Source organism: Thermomonas sp. (assembly GCF_019104945.1).
In the GTDB taxonomy this organism is placed as follows: Bacteria; Pseudomonadota; Gammaproteobacteria; order Xanthomonadales; family Xanthomonadaceae; genus Thermomonas.
This window is the reverse complement of record NZ_JAHRWW010000005.1, coordinates 35,441-54,526: the sequence shown is the minus strand read 5'-3', so window position 1 is coordinate 54,526 and position 19,086 is coordinate 35,441. Positions and strand designations below refer to the sequence as shown.

General features: G+C 57.4%; 16 protein-coding genes. 14 read left to right on the top strand and 2 right to left on the bottom strand.

The window, feature by feature from the left end:
• Positions 1 to 14: 14 nt before the first annotated feature.
• Together KUL77_RS01575 and KUL77_RS01570 are read right to left on the bottom strand one after the other, a co-directional pair.
• The gene (locus KUL77_RS01575; protein ID WP_297142698.1) at positions 15 to 2,972 is read right to left on the bottom strand and encodes an EAL domain-containing protein; all 2,958 of its coding nucleotides are present in this window, start codon (positions 2,970 to 2,972) and stop codon (positions 15 to 17) included.
• A 117-nt stretch (positions 2,973 to 3,089) separates the two neighbouring features.
• Positions 3,090 to 6,425 (bottom strand): EAL domain-containing protein, encoded by a 3,336-nt coding sequence (locus KUL77_RS01570; RefSeq protein WP_297142695.1) that lies wholly within the window; start codon positions 6,423 to 6,425, stop codon positions 3,090 to 3,092.
• An 86-nt stretch (positions 6,426 to 6,511) separates the two neighbouring features.
• Between KUL77_RS01570 and KUL77_RS01565 the strand changes: the two genes are divergently transcribed.
• The 14 genes from KUL77_RS01565 to lpxK all read left to right on the top strand — a co-directional run bounded on the left by KUL77_RS01565 (position 6,512) and on the right by lpxK (position 19,053).
• Positions 6,512 to 6,688, top strand: a complete 177-nt coding sequence (locus KUL77_RS01565; protein WP_297142693.1) for a DUF1674 domain-containing protein — start codon at positions 6,512 to 6,514, stop codon at positions 6,686 to 6,688.
• A gap of 48 nt (positions 6,689 to 6,736) precedes the next feature.
• Positions 6,737 to 7,147 carry a succinate dehydrogenase, cytochrome b556 subunit gene (sdhC, locus tag KUL77_RS01560; RefSeq protein WP_297142691.1) on the top strand — a complete coding sequence of 137 codons (411 nt, stop codon included), beginning with the start codon at positions 6,737 to 6,739 and terminating at the stop codon, positions 7,145 to 7,147.
• A complete protein-coding gene (gene sdhD / locus KUL77_RS01555; RefSeq protein WP_297142688.1) occupies positions 7,144 to 7,539 on the top strand; it encodes a succinate dehydrogenase, hydrophobic membrane anchor protein in 396 nt (131 codons plus the stop codon). The genes sdhC and sdhD overlap by 4 nt, the downstream gene beginning before the upstream one ends.
• Positions 7,540 to 7,545: 6 nt before the next feature.
• On the top strand, positions 7,546 to 9,333 hold the full coding sequence (gene sdhA / locus KUL77_RS01550; RefSeq protein ID WP_297142685.1) for a succinate dehydrogenase flavoprotein subunit: 1,788 nt from the start codon (positions 7,546 to 7,548) through the stop codon (positions 9,331 to 9,333).
• An 18-nt stretch (positions 9,334 to 9,351) separates the two neighbouring features.
• Positions 9,352 to 10,137, top strand: coding sequence for a succinate dehydrogenase iron-sulfur subunit (locus KUL77_RS01545; RefSeq protein WP_297142683.1), 786 nt, complete (start codon positions 9,352 to 9,354; stop codon positions 10,135 to 10,137).
• The gene (locus KUL77_RS01540) at positions 10,137 to 10,385 is read left to right on the top strand and encodes a succinate dehydrogenase assembly factor 2 (protein WP_297142681.1); all 249 of its coding nucleotides are present in this window, start codon (positions 10,137 to 10,139) and stop codon (positions 10,383 to 10,385) included. The genes KUL77_RS01545 and KUL77_RS01540 overlap by 1 nt, the downstream gene beginning before the upstream one ends.
• 28 nt (positions 10,386 to 10,413) lie before the next feature.
• The gene (locus KUL77_RS01535) at positions 10,414 to 10,788 is read left to right on the top strand and encodes a hypothetical protein (protein ID WP_297142678.1); all 375 of its coding nucleotides are present in this window, start codon (positions 10,414 to 10,416) and stop codon (positions 10,786 to 10,788) included.
• A 24-nt stretch (positions 10,789 to 10,812) separates the two neighbouring features.
• On the top strand, positions 10,813 to 12,057 hold the full coding sequence (locus KUL77_RS01530) for a lipoprotein-releasing ABC transporter permease subunit (RefSeq protein WP_297142675.1): 1,245 nt from the start codon (positions 10,813 to 10,815) through the stop codon (positions 12,055 to 12,057).
• A complete protein-coding gene (gene lolD, locus KUL77_RS01525; protein ID WP_297142672.1) occupies positions 12,050 to 12,742 on the top strand; it encodes a lipoprotein-releasing ABC transporter ATP-binding protein LolD in 693 nt (230 codons plus the stop codon). Before KUL77_RS01530 ends, lolD begins: the two co-directional genes overlap by 8 nt.
• A gap of 88 nt (positions 12,743 to 12,830) precedes the next feature.
• Positions 12,831 to 15,203: a DNA internalization-related competence protein ComEC/Rec2 gene (locus KUL77_RS01520; protein WP_297142669.1), complete on the top strand. Its 2,373-nt coding sequence runs from the start codon at positions 12,831 to 12,833 to the stop codon at positions 15,201 to 15,203.
• Between the two features lie 18 nt (positions 15,204 to 15,221).
• Entirely contained in the window at positions 15,222 to 15,854 is a 633-nt protein-coding gene (locus KUL77_RS01515; RefSeq protein WP_343231525.1) for a MotA/TolQ/ExbB proton channel family protein, read from the top strand.
• 9 nt (positions 15,855 to 15,863) lie between these two features.
• Positions 15,864 to 16,298 (top strand): biopolymer transporter ExbD, encoded by a 435-nt coding sequence (locus KUL77_RS01510; RefSeq protein ID WP_297142666.1) that lies wholly within the window; start codon positions 15,864 to 15,866, stop codon positions 16,296 to 16,298.
• Entirely contained in the window at positions 16,295 to 18,049 is a 1,755-nt protein-coding gene (msbA, locus tag KUL77_RS01505; RefSeq protein WP_297142662.1) for a lipid A export permease/ATP-binding protein MsbA, read from the top strand. Before KUL77_RS01510 ends, msbA begins: the two co-directional genes overlap by 4 nt.
• A complete protein-coding gene (gene lpxK, locus KUL77_RS01500; protein WP_297142659.1) occupies positions 18,046 to 19,053 on the top strand; it encodes a tetraacyldisaccharide 4'-kinase in 1,008 nt (335 codons plus the stop codon). The genes msbA and lpxK overlap by 4 nt, the downstream gene beginning before the upstream one ends.
• Positions 19,054 to 19,086: the final 33 nt, after the last annotated feature.

Here is a 19,086-nt window from a genome sequence, read left to right as displayed (position 1 = left end):
CCGTGCGCAGTGAGTTAGGCAGTCAAGGTGGGCTGCGCTGATTGGCGCTCATAAAGCAGCACTTCAAATTCCATGAGGGGCAGCGGACGTGAGAAGAAATAGCCTTGAAACGCATGGCAGCCGTGCTGGGTAAGGAAGTCGCGTTGTGCCTGTGTTTCCACGCCTTCCGCGATGACCTCAAGACCAAGCCCGCGCCCCATACCGATCACGGTCTGCGCCACCGTGGCGTCGTTGTCGTCTTCGGGGAGGCGCATGATAAAGCTCTTGTCGATCTTCAGCTGGTCAAGTGGCAGGCGCGACAGATAGGCCAACGAAGAATAACCCGTACCGAAATCATCCAACGAAATCGTGATGCCAAGTGCGCGCAGTTGTGCCAATCGCTGAATAATTGTATCGATGTCGCCAAGAATCATGGATTCGGTGATTTCCAGCTTCAGCCGTTGTGCGTTGGCACCGCTGCGCCGGAGTGCTTGGCGCACATCTTCAACAAACCCGGGCTGGGCAAATTGCTTTGCACTCACATTGATGGCAAGTACCAAGTCGCGAGTCAGTGCTTGGCTGGCCCAGCTGGCAAGGCGCTCACAGGCACGCTGCAGCACCCAATCGCCCAAGGGAAGAATTAGGCCACTGTCTTCTGCAATGGGAATAAATACATCGGGAGGAATGCGCTCGCCATTGGGGCGCGACCAGCGCAGCAGCGCTTCGGCGCCAAGGGTCTGGTCTTGCTGATTCACTTGAAGCTGGAAATAAAGGTCTAAACCTTCGGTATCGCCCGACAGCACGTTGAGCAAATCGTTGGCCAATGCTTCTTGGCGCTCAAGTGCGGCCAAGGCGGCAGGTTCAAACTGACGCACACAGTTGCGGCCATCGGCTTTGGCCGAATACATCGCCAATTCGGCTTCTTTCAATACTTGGTCAGCGGCGTTTTCACCACCGTGCAGGCGCGTCCAGCCGATACTGACGGTGATGGTCACTGATGTGTCGTTACCCAGCCAGAAAGGCTCTAGTAGCGCCTGACGGATGCGCTCGGAAGTGCTGGAGGCGTGATCTTCACACGAGGTTTGGCTGTCGTGGTTGCAAGTGATCAGAACGGCAAATGCATCACCACCTAGCCGGCTCAGCACCACTTGGTCGTCAAAAAGTAAATGCAGGCGCTGCCCCAAGAGTGCAAGTAACCGATCGCCAAGGGCGTGCCCGCGCAGGTCATTGACACGTTTGAAATGGTCAATGCCGATTAGCAAGAGTGCGCCACGCGTGAGCGTTGGGTCGGCCAGAGCCTGGCCCAATTTTTCGTGGAGCGAACTACGATTGGGAAGATCGGTAATAGGATCAAACTGCGCCATGTGGTTGGCGCGTGCGTGGGCTTCGTGCTCTTCGGTTAAATCGGTCATCGCCAATACAAAATGGCCAATGCCGCCTTGCTCGTCGGGCACCCCCGAAATTTCCGCATGCACGAGACGCAGTTGATGATGCTTGGTTGAAATCCAGTATTGGCCCGCCCAGTGGCCGTCTTTTTGCGCTTTCTCCCAGATATTTTGATAGAAAGCGGCGTCAAACTCCTGTGCCTTGAGCATGCTGAGCTTGATCCCAACAACCTCATCGGCGGTATAGCCGGTGAGTGTGATGAAGGTGGTATTGACGCGCTCCGTCGTGCCATCAAACGCCAAAATAGCCAGCGCCACCTGTGTTTCAAAGGCCACGGCGGCAAGCCGAAGCTGCTCTTCGCTTTTCAGTAGATCGGTGACATCGCGTGCGGTGCCAAAGATGCCTTGCGGCGTGCCGTCTTGGCCAAACAGGGGGACGTGGATGCAATCGAGCCGCCGCTCTTTGCCGTCAACAGTCACAACCATTGGGTTGGTATGCGATTTGCCGCTGCGCATCACCTCTTGGTCGTAGGCGCGAACTGCTTTGGCCACTTCCGGTGGAAATAGCTGGCTATCATCGTGACCCAACAGCGCTTTAGGCTCTAAACCTAGGATAGTAAAGATGCGTTGATTGCATTCCAGATATACGCCGTTCCGGTCTTTGACCCACATCGCATCGGGGCTGGCGTTGAAGGCGGTGAGTAGTTTGTTGTGGGTGAACTGTAGTTCTTGCGTGCGCTTGTCCACGCTACGCCGCAGCAGCCAAAGCCATAGGCTCATCAATGCAAATAGCCCAAGCACAATGCCGCCACCAATACCGATGAAGCGCAGATACGGTGTGATAACAAACGGGCGATCCAACCATTTTTCGCGCAGTGCTTTGCGTTCGGCGGGGGTGATTTTTGCCATGCCCTGCTGTACCAGCGCAAGCATAGCCGCATCGCCTTTGCGCACGGCCCAATGCAGTTGGCCTTCATAGATAACCACGGCTCGATAAAATTTATCGAGTATGCCCGCGCGATAGAGAAAATAATTGGCCGGGCTTTCGTCCATGCAGAAGATGTGCACCTTGCCGTCTGCTGCATCTTTAATAAGTGACTGGTAGTCGCGATAACCGCCCGTAGGCTCTAGCCCCTGCTGTATGAGTTTTTCCTCGCAGGCATCGCCGTCTTCGGTGGTGATCGGAAAGCCGATCAGGCTTTGCGTGTCGTGGATGCCGGTGATGCGTTTATCGACATAGATCGCTACCGGCAAGGTGGCGTAGGGTTCGGAAAAATCGTATTGCGTATCGCGAATGGGCGTGCGGTAGATGACGTCGATCACGTCGACTTTGCCGTCCAGCATTGTGCGTTGGGCACTTTTCCAGTCCATGCGCGCAATTTCAACTTGGATGCCGGTGTGTTTCTCAAATAGCTTCCAGACGTCGGCTTCATACCCTTGTAACCGGCCACTGGCATCCACAAACATATAGGGTGGGTAGTTGGTGTCCGCAACAACGCGCAAATGCGTGATGGGTGGCGATGCAGCAGGTGCGGCAAGTACAGCGGGCGTAGCGATAGGCAGCAGGCTGAGCATCAGCCAGAAACGTGCCCACAGCATGCCGCGCATGTTGCCTCCTTGAAAATGAGCGAACCACTCCGTACTTAAGTAAGCGCTTTTGGCCCAAGCTGTTTTAACTTATCACGATTTTTCATTAAGCGAGTGGTGTAAAACGAAACGCAATGCTCATTTCTCGAAACTTGATTCTTGTAGCCAGGCTTCAAATTCCAGTAACGGCAGCGGGCGTGAGAATAAATAGCCTTGGAAGGCATGGCAGCCGTGTGCGATCAGGAAATCGCGCTGTGCCTGCGTTTCCACCCCTTCGGCGATCACATCTAGGCCTAGACCGTGGCCCATGGCGATAATGGTTTGCGCCACGGTGGCGTCGTTGCTGTCTGCGGGCAGGCGCATGACAAAGCTTTTATCAATCTTGAGTTGGTCAAGTGGTAAGCGTGACAGGTAGGCCAGTGAAGAATAGCCGGTGCCGAAATCATCAAGCGAAATGCTGATACCAAGTGCGCGGAGTTGAGTAAGGCGTCTGGCCACTTCCGCAACGTCACCCAAAATCATGGATTCTGTGATTTCAAGCTTCAGTAGTTGTGGGTGGGCACCGCTGCGCAGTAGCGCTTGGTGCACGTCTTCCACAAAACTGGGTTGGGTGAATTGTTTGGCGCTGACATTGATGGCCAAGACTAAATCGCGCGTTAGTGGTTGCTTGGCCCACGCCGCAAGGCGCTCGCAGGCGCGTTGCAATACCCAGTCACCAATAGGAAGGATGAGGCCGTTGTCTTCAGCCAAGGGAATAAATGCATCAGGGGGCACCCTCTCGCCATTGGGCCGGGTAAAGCGCAATAACGCCTCTGCGCCAATGGTCTGCCCTTGCAGGTTGATTTGCGGTTGCAGATAGAGCTCAAGCCCGCCGTCGTCGTGGGTAACGGCGTCAAGCAAGTCATCGGCCAATGTTTCTTTGCGCTCCAAGGCGGCAAGCATGGCGGGCTCGAAGGCGCGGATGCAGTCGCGTCCATCTTTCTTGGCGGTGTACATCGCCAGCTCAGCCTCTTTCAGTGCGATCTCGGCAGTTGCATGGCCGTAGCGTAGCTCGGTCCAGCCGATGCTGACACTTACCGTGGCCGAGGCGGTATTGCCCAGCCAGAACGGTTCACGCAGCATGCGGCGAATGCGTTCGGCAATGGCGGGGGCGTGTTCGCGGACAGGGGAGGGGGCTTCTAACTTGCAGGACAGCAGCAGGGCAAACGTGCCGCCACTAAACCGGCTTAATGTGTCTTCTTCACCGAGCAGCCCATGCAGACGCTGGGTGATATAGGCCAGCAGCCGGTCGCCAATGGCGTGGCCGCGTAAGTCGTTGATCCGTTTAAAATTATCAACGTCAAATAGAAGTAGGGCGCCGGCACTCACCTGCGGATCGCTGAGTGTGCCCTGTAGTTTTTCGATCAAAAAGCTGCGGTTGGGAAGGTCGGTGAGCGGGTCGAAGCGGGCCATATGCTCGGCGCGCGCGTGAGCTTCGTGCTCGCCGGTGAGGTCGGTCATGGCGCAGACATAGTGCGCCACGCGGCCGCTGTCGTCGGCAACCGGAGTAATTTCTGCGCGAATCAATTTGAGTTGGCGGCGTTTGTCGGAAATCCAAAATTCTCCTTGCCAAGCCCCGGCGTCTTGAACTTGCTCCCAAACACGCCTGTAAAAGCTGTATTCCGGGCCTTGCGGTTCAAGCATGGAAGGTTTTTTGCCAACGGTCTCAGTGTCGGCAAACCCAGTTAGTGTGGTGAAGGCGGCATTGATGCGCTGGATGTGGCCTTGCGTATCCAAGACCAGCATCGCTTCTTGAGTCTGGAACGCCACGGCCGCAAGCCGTAGCTCGCGCTCGGCTTGAATCCGGGCGCTGATGTCTTGAGCAAGTGCAATGGCAAATTGTGGGGCCCCATAAATATCTCTGGAGATTGAAATATCCAACTGCACCGGAAAGCGGCGGCCATCGCGAGTAATGTGCTCGGTCTCAATAAGTGTGTGGGGTGCTTGATCGATCTGGGTGCGTGCTTTTGCGCGCTCTTCACGGATGTCTGCAGGGTAGAGTGCATCAACGCTAAGCCCCACCATTTCTTGGCAGGTGTAGCCGCGCTCTTCGGCAAATGTCGGATTGACCATCGCGATGCAATGTGTGCGCACGTTGAATAGCACCATCCCAAAGGCCGCATGTTGGAACGCATGCGCCCAGAGCCTTAGCTGGGCTTCATTTTGCAGGCGCTCGGTCACATCGCGCGCGGCGCCTAAAACACCAATCAGGGCTCCACCAGGGGCATAGAGGGGAACTTTGATCGTTTCCAGTTGACGCACCCCAGTAGGGCTATCCACAGGAAAGGTGAATGTTGTTTGCTTGCCCGATTGCATGACTTCGATGTCTTGCTGTCTGGCATGCACGGCGGCATCGGCGCTGAATAAATCATTATCGCTTAGGCCCGTAAGCGGCCGCTGACGCAGGTGCAAAATTTCAAAGACGCGTGCATTGCCTTCTAGATAAATGCCGTTTTTATCCTTAAGCCACATGGCGTCTGGGCTGGCATTGAGCAGGCCGCGCAGCTTGTTTTGTTCCTCGATAAGTTCAGCGGTTTTGCTTTGTACGCTGCGCTTTAGCACCCAAAGCCAGAGTGTGAGGATCAATACGATGCCTAGGCCAATCCCTAACGCAATGCCTGTCATACGCATCCACGGGGCAAAGACAAACGGGCGTTCTAGCCAGCGCGCTTTGACAAGAGCTATCTCTTCGGGGGGGATTTGCGCCATGCCGTGTTCGATCATGGCCAACATGCGCGTATCACCTTTACGCACAGCGCGACGGAATTGGTCTTTGTAAAGGGGAAAGGCGCGCGGAAATTTATCTAACGCCTCATTACGGTACAGATAATAAGTGGCTGGCCCTTCATCCATACAGAAAATACGGACTTCCCCGTGAAGCGTGGCGTCGATAATTTGCTGATACCCAGGGTAGGTTTTCTGCCGGGTGATGCCTTGTGATTCCAGCTTTTCCACGCAGGCATCGCCCGCTTCAACACCAACGGGTAGATCACGTAATGCGTGCGTGTCACGGATGGCGGGAAGGTTGCGATCCGCATAGATGCTTATTTGTACCGTGGTAAAAGGGGCGCTGAAATCGTAGAGCTTCTCGCGCTTAGGCGTAAGAAAGATCATGTCGATAACGTCCGCGTTCCCTTCTAACAGGGTTTTTTGCGCGTTAGCCCACGTTGTGGGGATCAGTTCTATTTGGGTGCCGGTGTATTTTTCAAACAGCCGCCACATATCCACTTCATAACCTTGCGGCTTGCCATTGGCATCTAAAAATAGATACGGGGGATAGTTGTTATCGCTGACCACCCGGATGCGTGCGGGGGGCTCATCTGTAGGTGCGGCCTGTGTAGGCTGGTTAAGCATGCCCAGCAAGCAAAGGCAGGTGAGAAGTGCATACAGAGCGCACAGGCAGAAACGGCGGTATTGGTGGCGTGAGCGTCGCATTACTCTACTAAACGACAATCGTTCGCCTTACCGGACAGCATTTTGGCTTGTCCTATGCGGGGTTGGAGACGTAAACTTACCGCGCTATGAACGAAACCAGCCACCGTACGCCCGTTTCGACTGCCGAACCTGATGTGCAGCCAGCGGTGCCACCGCAGCCGACCCCCACCCTAACACCCGCGCAGGAGTATGGCGGGCGCGAAGGGCCGGATCCAACACGCTACGGTGATTGGGAAAAGAACGGTCGTTGCATCGATTTTTAATTTTTTTCACGCGGCGCAAGCCGCCTAGCTCCGGAGAACGCACCGATTATGGCTGCCTCTGAACCGCGCGTTCGCGAACGCCCACTGTCACCGCACATGCAGATTTATAAATGGCAGGCGCAGATGACGACCTCCATTATTCATCGTGCCACCGGTATCGCTCTTTCGGTAGGGGCATTAGGCCTTGTGTGCGGCCTGCTTGCACTGGCCAGCGGCCCCGAGCGTTGGGCCGTCTTTACGGCGGCGGCGGGCTCATTTTTGGGGCAAATCGTTGTCTTAGGGTTTGTCTGGGCACTGTCGTACCACTTGATCAATGGCGTGCGTCACCTGATCCAAGACGGTGGTCTTGGCTTTGCCATCCCTGATTTTGTGCGCAGCAGCCTAATTTCGATTTTCGGCAGCATCGTGCTGACGATCATCATCTGGGCCGTGGTGTTGCTGCATTGGGGGCAAGTATGAGCTGGAATGCAAACGATATGCGCACACCGCTGAAGCGTGCACGCAACTGGGGCTCGGCCAAAGACGGCACGAACCATTTTATTTGGCAGCGCGTTACCGCTGTGATCGTTGCGCTAACGGGGCTGTGGCTCTTGGTAAGCCTGCTCACGCTGGGTACGTCTGAATATGCCTATATGCGCGCATTCGTTGCCGATCCCATCAATGCAGCGGTGCTGATGCTGTTCTTAGTCGCCATGTTCTGGCATGCCAAGCTCGGCCTGCAAGTGGTGATTGAAGACTATGTGCATAAGCCGCTGAATTCCGCCGTGCTGCAAGTGGCCACCATTCTTATTTGCGCTCTGGCGGCCATCGCCAGCGTGTTGGCGGTGCTGCGCATCGCGCTCGGGAGCTGATTGACGATGTCTGCCTACAAGATTCAAGAACATAAATTCGACATGCTCGTGGTGGGCGCCGGTGGCGCTGGGCTGCGTGCCACTTTTGGCTTGGCCGAGAAAGGCCTGAAAACCGCCTGCATCAGCAAAGTGTTCCCCACGCGCAGCCACACCGTGGCGGCGCAGGGCGGGATCGCGGCCGCGCTGGGCAATATGGGCGAAGACAACTGGCGCTTCCACTTCTATGACACGGTCAAAGGTGGCGATTGGTTGGGCGATCAAGACGCCATCGAATATATGACCAAAAATGCACCGGCTGCTGTGATCGAGCTTGAGCATTACGGCGTGCCGTTCTCGCGTACCGAAGACGGGCATATCTACCAGCGTCCATTTGGCGGCATGACCACCCATTACGGCAAGGGCACCGCGCAGCGCACCTGTGCCGCCGCCGACCGTACCGGCCATGCGATGCTGCACACGCTGTATCAGCAGGCGCTGGCACACCACGCGACCTTCTTTATCGAGTACTTCGCCATCGATCTCATCATGGATGCCGACGGCGTCTGCCGTGGCGTGCTGGCGTTGGATATGAACGAAGGCACGCTGCACTTCTTCCGCGCACAAGGTGTGGTCTTGGCCACCGGCGGCTATGGCCGTGCTTACTTCAGCGCCACCTCGGCGCATACCTGCACCGGCGACGGTGGTGGTATGGCGCTGCGTGCGGGTCTTGCGTTGCAGGATATGGAATTCGTGCAATTCCACCCCACCGGCATTTATGGCGCAGGTTGCCTGATTACCGAAGGCGTACGCGGTGAAGGTGGCTACCTCACCAACTCGCAGGGCGAGCGTTTCATGGAGCGCTATGCGCCCAGCGCAAAGGACTTGGCCTCACGCGACGTGGTGAGCCGCGCCATTACCATCGAAATTCGCGAAGGTCGTGGCGTGGGCGAGCACAAAGATCACGCCTTCTTGAACCTAATGCACTTAGGCCCGGAAGTGATCCACGAGCGCCTGCCGGGGATCGCCGAGTCGGCGCGCATCTTTGCTGGCGTGGACGTTACCAAAGAACCCATTCCGATCCTGCCCACCGTGCACTACAACATGGGCGGCATCCCCACCAACTACCACGGTGAAGTGGTGCAGAAGAAGGGCGATGACAACGACAGCATCGTGCAAGGTCTGTACTCCATCGGTGAGGCCGCCTGCGTTTCGGTGCACGGCGGCAACCGCCTTGGTTCCAACTCGCTGCTCGACCTAGTGATCTTCGGCCGCGCCGTAGCGAACCGTGCGGCAGAAACCATTCAGCCGAACGCCGCGCATAAAGACCTGCCCAGCGACGTGCTGGACAAGGCACTGGATCGTTTCGATCGCCTGCGCAATGCCAATGGCGATCGGCCCACCGCACAGATTCGCTTGGATATGCAGCGCACCATGCAAGCCGATGCAGCGGTGTTCCGTACCGGCGAGACCTTGAAGGAAGGTTGTACCAAGATCGACCAGGTGCATGCCTCGTTCGAACATGTGAAGGTGTCCGATCGTTCGATGGTGTGGAACTCCGACCTCATCGAAACGATGGAGCTCGCCAACCTGCTCGATCAAGCCGTGGCGACCATGTATTCGGCAGAACAGCGCACCGAAAGCCGCGGTGCCCACGCACGTGAAGACTTCCCGGAACGCGATGACGCCCACTGGATGAAGCATACGTTGGTGAAGGTGGATGAAGCCGGTAAAACCAGCTTCGACTATCGTCCGGTGCATATGTACACCCTGACCGATGAGGTCGAGGTTGTGCCGCCGAAGAAGCGCGTTTACTAATCGGGGGAGATCAAGACAATGGCAGAATTTTCACTCCCGAAGAATTCCCAAATTCAGAAGGGCAAACACTGGCCTGCCGCGGCAGACGCCAAGCACAAGCGCACCTTCCATATCTATCGTTGGTCGCCAGACGACGATGCAAACCCGCGCATGGACACCTTCGAGGTGGACATGGACAAGTGTGGGCCGATGGTGCTGGACGCGCTGATCAAGATCAAAAATGAAGTTGATCCCACGCTGACCTTCCGCCGTTCCTGCCGTGAAGGGATCTGCGGTTCGTGCGCGATGAATATCGATGGCACCAACACACTGGCTTGCATCTGCGCCATTGAAAAAGTGCAGAAGGGCGATGTAAAGATCCACCCGCTGCCGCATATGCCGGTGGTGAAAGATCTGGTGCCGGACCTGACGCATTTCTATGCGCAGTACGCCAGTATTCGCCCGTGGATTCGCACCCAGTCCCCGGCCCCCACCGACCGTGAGCGCCTGCAGTCGCCGGAAGATCGCAAAAAGCTTGACGGCCTGTACGAGTGCATCCTATGCGCCTGCTGCTCCACGTCCTGCCCCAGCTACTGGTGGAACGGCGACCGCTATCTTGGCCCGGCGGTGCTGCTGCAGGCCTACCGTTGGATCGTGGACAGCCGTGATGAAGACACCGGCGCGCGTTTGGATGAGCTCGAAGATCCGTTCAAGCTGTACCGCTGCCACACCATCATGAACTGCGCCCGCACCTGTCCGAAGGGGTTGAACCCTGCCAAGGCGATTGCGGAAATCAAGAAGTTGATGCTACTGCGCAAGATGTGATGGACGAAGACGTTCTGCTCAAAAAACTCCGCTGGCGCTGTCGGCGGGGTATGCGGGAGCTAGATCAGCTGTTAGAACGCTGGCTAGATCGCGCATGGCGGCAAAGTACGACGCAGGAACGGGATGTTTTCTTAGCGCTTTTAGACTCAGAAGACGACAGACTCTGGCGCTGGTTTATCGGCCATGAGGTTCCCGACAATGCAGACGTTGCCGCACTCGTCGAACGCATTCGCACCTTGCCACCTTGAATGGTGGCCTTCGCGATGGTGTGAGTTCATGCTTTGGGCGCTGGCACTGCTGGCGCCTTTTGCGTTATGGGTCTCCGATCTTTCACAGGCTGCCGCCGCTGTGCTTGCCAGTGCGGCTTTTGCCTGCGGTGTACGTGGCGCGTGGCAGTACCGCAATAGCGCGATCCACGCGTTTGATATTCCAATAGGGAGCGCGGCAATACGTCTTGATGGCCAGCCCATTATGGGGCTGCAGGTGCGTTGGCGCGGGCCGCTCGCTTTCCTTAGCTGGAGGGCGCAAAACGGTAGGCTGCAGCGGCTGGTGTATTGGCCCGACACGCTCAATCATGAGATGCAGCGTGAATTGCGGCTGGCCATAATGCAGCGTGATCTGCTCACCGATACAAGAACAGTGGCAAGATAGCGCGTCCCAATAGCATCTAGACCCATGTTCAAACCTGTCCCGGTGGCGATTGGCCTGCGCTATCTGCGCGCCAAGCGTCGCAATGGTTTTATCTCATTTATTTCACTGGCCTCGATTCTTGGTATCGCGCTGGGTGTCACCGCTTTGATTACTACGCTGGCGGTGATGAGCGGGTTTCAGAAAGAAATCCGTGACCGCATGCTGAGCATGGCCGCGCATGTCACCGTGAGTGGGTACGGCGAGCCGCTGCAAGACTGGCCACACGCGGTGAAGCTTGCCATGCAAGATGCGCGTGTCATTGGCGCGGCGCCTTATATCGAAAAAGAAGCGCTTATTTCAGGGGCCAATAATCAGCCAGCCATGGTGCGCGGTGTGCTACCTGACGAAGAAGGCAAGGTGTCGGTGCTGCCGAACAAAATGGTGCAAGGCAAGCTGAGCCAACTGGAGTCGGGTAGTTTCAATATCGTCCTTGGGCGTGAGTTGGCACTGTGGCTGGGGGTTGGTGTGGGCGACGATGTCATCGTGACCTTGGCCGAGTTTCGCAGTACGCCGTTGGGTGGCGTGCAAACCATGAAACGCTTCAAAGTGAGCGGTATTTTTGAAGTGGGGTATAACGAATACGACAAGGGGCTGGCGGTGGTGCACATGGCCGACCTGCAGCGCGTGCTGCGCATGGGGAGCGGCGTCACCGGCGTGCGTTTGGCGCTGCGCGATATGGATCAGGCTAGCGCCGTGGGGCGCACGCTGGCAGAAAAGTTGAAGGGCCCGTACCTAGTGAGCGATTGGGCGCAGGACAACGCCAACTTGTTCCGCGCCCTGAAAATGGAGAAAACAGTGATGGCGATTTTGCTTTCGCTGATCATTGCGATGGGGGCATTCAACCTCGTGTCATCGCAGGTAATGCTGGTGACGGATAAACAGGCGGATATTGCAATCTTGCGCACATTAGGGCTTACGCCGATGCAGGTGATGCAGGTGTTTATGGTGCAAGGTAGCCTGATCGGCATTATTGGCACTGTGTCCGGCGTGATTGGTGGCATCGCCTTGACCTTAAACTTAGACAATATTTTGCAAGCCATCGAAAAGATATTTGGCGTGCAGTTGTTGCCAGAAGATGTGTATTACATCACTGGGCTGCCAACAGATTTACAGGCTTCCGATGTGCTGATTATCAGCGTGGTGGCATTGCTCATGGCCTTTGTCGCAACCTTGTATCCTGCTTGGCGCGCGGCGCGCACGGCTCCAGCGGAGGCACTGCGCTATGAGTGAAGTGATTCGCGCAGAAAAGCTCGGCAAGGTCTATGCCGAAGGCAGCCTGCATACGCCGGTATTTGACGGTTTGGATTTTGCCGTGCAGGCGGGTGAAACTGTTGCCATCTTGGGGGCCTCGGGCGCGGGCAAGAGCACACTCTTACACCTGCTGGGCGGCTTAGATGTGCCTACGTCGGGCGAGGTCTTTGTGGCCGGGCAGCAGATGAGTGCACTCTCAGATGCGGAGCGCGGCCGTCTGCGTAACCGTGCGTTGGGGTTTGTGTATCAGTTTCACCATCTACTACCCGAGTTCACCGCGCTGGAAAACGTGATGATGCCGGTGCTGTTGGCAGGCTGTGCCACCCAAGAGGCTGCAAAGCGCGCGCAAGCGTTGTTGGAGTCGGTGGGTCTTGGTCATCGCCTGATGCACAAGCCCGGCGAGCTCTCCGGCGGTGAGCGGCAGCGCGCTGCAGTGGCGCGGGCGTTGGTAAATACTCCAGCCTGCGTGCTTGGCGATGAGCCTACCGGCAATTTGGATGAGAAAACCGCTGCCACGGTGTTTGCGCAGATGCTGGAGCTTAATCGCTCGCAGAGCACGAGCCTTGTGCTGGTAACGCATGACCGCCACTTGGCGCGCAAGCTCGATCGCGTGCTGGAGCTTCGTGAAGGGCGTTTGTACGCGCTGAGTGCTGATGAAATTTAGGTCTTGAACGGCCAGATCAGCAATTTCTGACCCGCCGATGCTTAATCGGCTGATCGTGCGTCAAGTGTGATACTGAGATGCTGCCTCGATGGAGGCCGCTTCTCGTTTCCCCCTTTTTTCTCCCGCCTGCGCCGTAGCACTATTGGCCGGTGTCACCGCGTGCCTGTTATTACCGGAGCTTCCACCAAGGCTCATGTTATTGGGTGCTGCACTGGCTGGTGCTGGGCTTGCGCTGCGTTCCCGCTGGGGGCGGTTGCTCGGCGTTTTACTGCTCGGTGTGGCGTTCGCCGGCATCAGCGCTAGCGCTGTATTGCAGAGTCAACTGCCATTGGCGCTGCAAAATAAGTCGCAGCGAGTGCATGGTGTAATTAGCAGCCTGCCGGTGCATGAACCACGGCGCACACGCTTTGATTTTGTTGTAGATGATGCACCCAGCGAACTCGCTGAGCTTCGCGGCCAAACACTGCGGCTGAGCTGGTATGAAAACGCTCCGCAGCCGAGGGCGAGGCTGAAAGCAGGAAGCCGTTGGAGCCTGCAAGTACGTCTGCGCGCGCCACGTGGTTTGCGCAACCCCGGCGGAAGCGACGCAGAAAAATTTGCCTTCGCCGCGCGCATTGCGGCCGTCGGTGCTGTGCTTAAGCCTCAGCAATCTGTTTTGTTGGAAGCGCCGCGTGGGTTAAACGCTTGGCGCGAGGGGATGAGCGAGCATATTGCAGAGCGCGTGCCGCGTGCATCATCGCGTTATGTGCGTGCGCTGGCGCTCGGTGATACGCGGTTTTTGGATCAACACGATTGGACGCGTTTGCGCGCTGCAGGGCTGACCCATTTAATCGCGATTTCTGGCTCACACGTGGGCCTTGTCGCGGGCTTTTGTGCGCTGTTCTTGGCGAGTGCTTGGTGGCTGTGGCCGTCGCTTTGCTTGGTATTGCCGCGCCCCTTTGCGGCGGGTGCTGGAGCGTTGTTAGGTGGTTTTGGCTATGCCGCGCTGACGGGCATGGAAGTCCCCACGCTGCGCACGGCGGTGATGATTGCGGCCTTAGTGCTTGCGCGCGCGGCAAGGCGCTATCAGCGGATGGAAGACTTGCTGGCGGTGGCCTGTATCGTTCTGCTGCTAATGGATCCATTAGCGATTTTAGGCGCAGGGTTTTGGCTAAGTTTTGCGGGTGTGGCGTGGCTGCTGTGGTGCCAGCCCGATGTGGCGGGTAAAAGTTTGAAGCACATGGCAGGTGGGCTTATGGCGACCCAAGCTGTGGCCACGCTGGGGCTGCTGCCGCTCACTGTGCTGTTGTTTGGTCAGGCTTCGGCGGTTGGGCCAGTGGCGAATTTGTTGGCGGTGCCGTGGTGGAGCCTTGTGGTCGTTCCGCTGAGCTTATTAGGCGTGCTGGGCGAAGCGCTATTGCCGGGGCTCGGAACCCCCTGTTTGCAGCTGGCGGCGTGGTGCTTTGATTTAACTTGGCCGCTTCTGAGTTGGTTGGCCGATAGCTCCTTGGCTTTACTGTGGCTGCCGGAAGCGCCGTGGTACGCGCTGCCGCTGGCGGTTCTTGGCGCTTTTTGGTTGTTATTGCCGCTAGGGGCTCCGGGGCGGGCGCTGGCGCTGCTGCTGTGGTTGCCGCTGCTCTATCCAGCGCGGGGATTGCCGAAGCAAGGTGAGGTGGAACTGGTGGTGCTGGACGTCGGCCAAGGCCTGTCGGTGCTGGTGCGCACGGCGCGGCATTCGCTGCTATATGACATGGGGCCTGCCGTACCGGATGGCTACGACGCCGGCGAACGCAGCGTTGTGCCTGCGCTGCATGCATTAGGGGTCACGCGGCTCGATGCGGGCGTTGTCAGCCATGGCGATATGGATCACGCCGGAGGGCGAGCGTCGGTTGCAGTGGCGTTCCCAATGCCCCGTGTTTTTGCTCCGGAAGGCAGCCCATCGCCAGGAACGGACACCTGCGAAGCAGGAAAACGCTGGGAGTGGGACGGCGTCATGTTTGAGTTCTTGCATCCCAATGCGGGTTTTCCTTACCTCGGCAATGAAGCGAGCTGCGTTTTGCGTGTGGAAACACGCCACGGTAGCGCTCTGTTACCGGGGGATGCCGGGCATTATGTCGAACGCAAATTGCTGAATGAGGCTCCGGCGGCGCTGCGTAGCGACGTGGTGGTCGTTGGCCACCATGGCAGCCTAGGCTCGTCCTCTGCTGAGTTTGTAACGGCTGTAGGGGCACGGCTGGCACTGGTGTCGTCGGGGGCTGATAATCGATTCAAACACCCACGCCCCCAAGTGGTGCAACGCTGGTGCGCCTCCGGGGCTGAAGTGGTGGATACCCAGCGCAGCGGTGCGTTGCGGGTCTGGATTGGGGGAAATGGGCTGCAATTGCGTGAGCAGAGGGTCTTTCAAACAAGGCTATGGGATGCAATACGCAGGCTTGGGCGGGCGTCTGGGCTATGCTACGCACCGGAGATAAGTCGGCCATGAGGGCCGGAGGTGTGACAAGTGCTGGAATTGATCAAAGCCGGAGGCTGGCCCATGATCCCGCTGCTGCTGCTCACTGTAGCGGCGGTGGCCATCGTGGTGGAGCGTTTTTGGAGCCTGCGCCGTGAGCGCATCCTTCCGCCGGGGTTAGGCGATGAGGTGCGCGAATGGGTGGCGCGCGGCAAAACGTTGGAGTCGGCGCATATTGAATCACTGCGCGCCAATTCACCGTTGGGCGCGCTGCTGGCTGCGCTGCTCGACGTGCGCCATCGCGGGCGCGAGATTGTGCGTGAGCGCGTAGAAGACGTGGGGCGCCACTTGGTGCATCGAATGGAGCGTTACCTCAACTCTCTAGGCACGATCGCCGCGGCTGGCCCGCTGCTGGGGCTGTTTGGTACTGTGGTGGGTATGATCCAAATGTTCTTAGGGATTTTGGATCACGGCATCGGTGATGCGAACCAGCTCGCCGGGGGGATCGGCAAAGCACTCGTGTGTACCGCAACCGGCATGATTGTGGCCATTCCTGCCTTGGCGTTTCACCGTTATTTTCGTGGCCGCATCGCCAGCTACATCGTTGAGATGGAGCACGAAGCGATGCGTTTGCAAGATGTGCTCGATGAACTGCCGGAACATTCTGGCAAACAGCAGGATTGATACGCACGCATGCGGATCCGAGATTTTCGTGAAGATGATACCCCCGAGATCAACCTTGTTCCGTTGATCGACGTGGTGCTGTGTCTGCTCATTTTTTTCGTGGTTACCACCACATTTGACGCACGTTCGGTATTAAAAATTGAACTGCCGCGTGCAGATGGCGAGGCTGCGGCGCAAACCCAAGTGCTGAGTATTTTGATCAATGCACAGGGGCGGTATTTTGTGGGGAATCAAGAAGTGTTGCGCACCGATGTTGAGTCGCTCAAACAAGCGCTTCAAAGTGTGGCTGGTGAGGATCGCTCGCGCACTGTATTGATTCGCGCAGATGCCAATACACCGTGGCAGGCGGTTGTCACCGCGTATGAAGCTCTGGCGCAGTTAGGCTTTAAGAAAGTAGCCAACGCGACCGCGCCGCAGGTGCGCGCCACCGGGGGGCGTTCATGAAGCACAGCACGGGGCCACTTTGGCCAATCTATCGGCGCTTACTGGGGCTGGCCGCACAGTACCGCAGTGTGCTGATGATCGCGTTGCTTGGCCTTGTACTAGAAGGCGCGGCGGCAGGGGCATTTGGCCTCCTTACCAAGCCCATGGTGGACGAAACCTTTGTTGCCAAAAACCAGCAATTTGGGCTGCTACTGCCATTAGCCATCGTTGGAATTTTTTTGGTGCGCGGCGTGGCTGGCTATGTCACCGATATTTATATGGCGAAAGCGGCGCGTGGCATTTCGCGCGACATGCGCGTCAATGCACTGAATAAATACCTAGGCCTACCAGGGCAAGTGTTTGATACCGAATCGGTGCCCTCCATGCTGGTGCGCTTAAGTTCGGATAGCGATCAGGTAGCGCAAGCAGTGATTGATGCGGGGAAGGTCATGCTGCAGCAATCGCTGCAGGTGATCGCGATGCTTGGTGTGATGCTCTATGCCAGTTGGCGTGTCACATTAGGCGTGTTGGTACTTGGCCCATTTATCGCATGGGTGATGGATAAAGTGGGGCGGCGCTACCGCCGCTACGGGCATAAGGTGCAAGAAACCTCAGCGGAGATGATGCTGGCGGCCGATCAGGCGTTGTCGAGCCAGCAGGAAGTCAAAGTGTATGGCGCGCGCGCGGTAGAAATGGAACGCTATACCGCGCTGGCCAATCACAACCTTAATCTGAGCTTGAAGGTGGAAGGCACGCGCGGCATTTCATCAGCAGTTGTGCAGTTGACTGGCGCGGTAGGTTTAGCGCTGCTGCTGTTCTTTGCCGGGCGTGAAGCCTTGGAAGGGCGCTTGAGTGCGGGCGGTTTTGTGCAGCTCATGATCTCGATGCTGGCCATTATTCCCGCACTTAAGCAGCTCACCAATGTGCAGGGCATGCTACAGCGTGGTATCGCTTCGGCCGAACGCCTATTTTCGGTGCTTGATGCCAACGAAGAAATAGATAACGGCAGGCTGCCGCTGGCCCGCGCGAAGGGCACGTTAGAGTTTCGCAATGTACGCGTGCGCTATGAAGGGCGCGACGCTCCGGCGCTCGATGGCATTAGTTTTATTGCAAAGCCAGGTACCGTGACGGCACTGGTAGGGCGTTCTGGTAGCGGCAAGTCCACTTTGGTGAAGCTAATTCCGCGCTTCTATCCGCTTGATGATGGGCAGATTCTTTTGGATGGAGCGCCGCTGGAAGACTACCGCTTAACCGACTTGCGTAAGCAAATTGCCATGGTGGGGCAGCAAGTGATGTTGTTCAACGGCAGCGTTGCGGAGAACGTGGCCTACGGTGAGCTGCGCAGTGCCAGTCAGGACGCCATTGAACAAGCGGTATTAGCGGCCAATGCGCAGGAATTTGTAGTGCAAATGCCGGGCGGCCTACAGGCGCCGATTGGGGCAAAAGGCGGCAAACTGTCTGGCGGCCAGCGCCAGCGCCTTGCGATTGCGCGTGCCATGTTGAAAGACGCGCCTATTTTGATTTTGGACGAAGCTACTGCAGCGCTCGATAACGCGTCTGAGCGTTTGGTGCAAGACGCGCTTGCGCACTTGATTCCAGACCGCACCACACTGATTGTGGCGCACCGTCTCTCGACGATTGAGCACGCCGATCAAATCCTCGTGCTGGATGATGGGCGTTTGGTGGAGCAGGGCACTCATGCTGAGTTACTTGCTCAAGGCGGCGTGTATGCACGCCTACATGCGGTGCAGTTTCGGGAGCAGGGAGGTTGAGTCGTCCGCAGCAACCGCAGACGCCCGCATGGTGGTTTAACGGTGCAGCTCCGCCGCTCTGGGCGGCGCTGATTGCCCCGGTGTACGCCGCTGTAGTGGCGCTACGCCGCTGGATGTATCGGCGTGGCTGGTGCAAACAACATCATCCCGGTGTTCCGGTGATAGTGGTGGGAAATTTGGTGGCGGGAGGAAGCGGTAAAACGCCACTTGTCATTGCGCTTGTGCAACATTTACAGAAAGCAGGTTTTGTTCCCGGTGTGGCAAGCCGTGGCTATGGGCGCGCCGAGCCTAAAACTGCGCGCTGGGTCGAGGCGGGGATGGACCCGATATACACAGGCGATGAGCCACTGCTGATTGCCACAATGACGGGCGCTAAAGTGCGCGTCGATCGTGACCGCGTGGCAGCGGCGAGCGCATTAGTGAGCCAAGGCTGCAACGTTATCGTGTGCGATGATGGTCTGCAGCACTATCGGCTCGCGCGTGATATTGAAATTGAGGTGCAAGACGTTAGGCGGCGCTATGGAAACGGACGCATGCTCCCGGCAGGGCCGCTGCGTGAGCCGCTAGAGCGTGCAGCAGATTGTGCGTTTCGTGTAGTCAACTGCGGCGTGGCCGTTGAAGCGAAGGCGTCCGGTCTCGGCGAATGGGCGATGCACCTTGCCGTTGGACGCGTGCGCGCCTTAAGCGGTGGGCGCGAACTGTCGCTTCAAAAATTTGCCGATCAGCGCGTTCATGCCGTGGCGGGAATTGGTGAGCCTGAGCGCTTTTTCGGAATGTTGCGCGAACATGGAATAGGCGTAGTGCCGCATGCCTTTCCCGATCACTACGCGTATGCAGCAGAAGACTTTGATCTAGGCAGCCCCCTTCCTGTGCTGATGACTGAAAAAGATGCAGTGAAGTGTGCCTCATTCGCACAGCCCAATTGGTATTCGGTTCCGATTGACGCACAGCTACCAGAAGCGTTTTGGGATGAGTTGATCGGGCGTTTGGCTAGCAGCACGTGATAAACGCCCCGAGAGCAGTTTAAGCGGCGATAA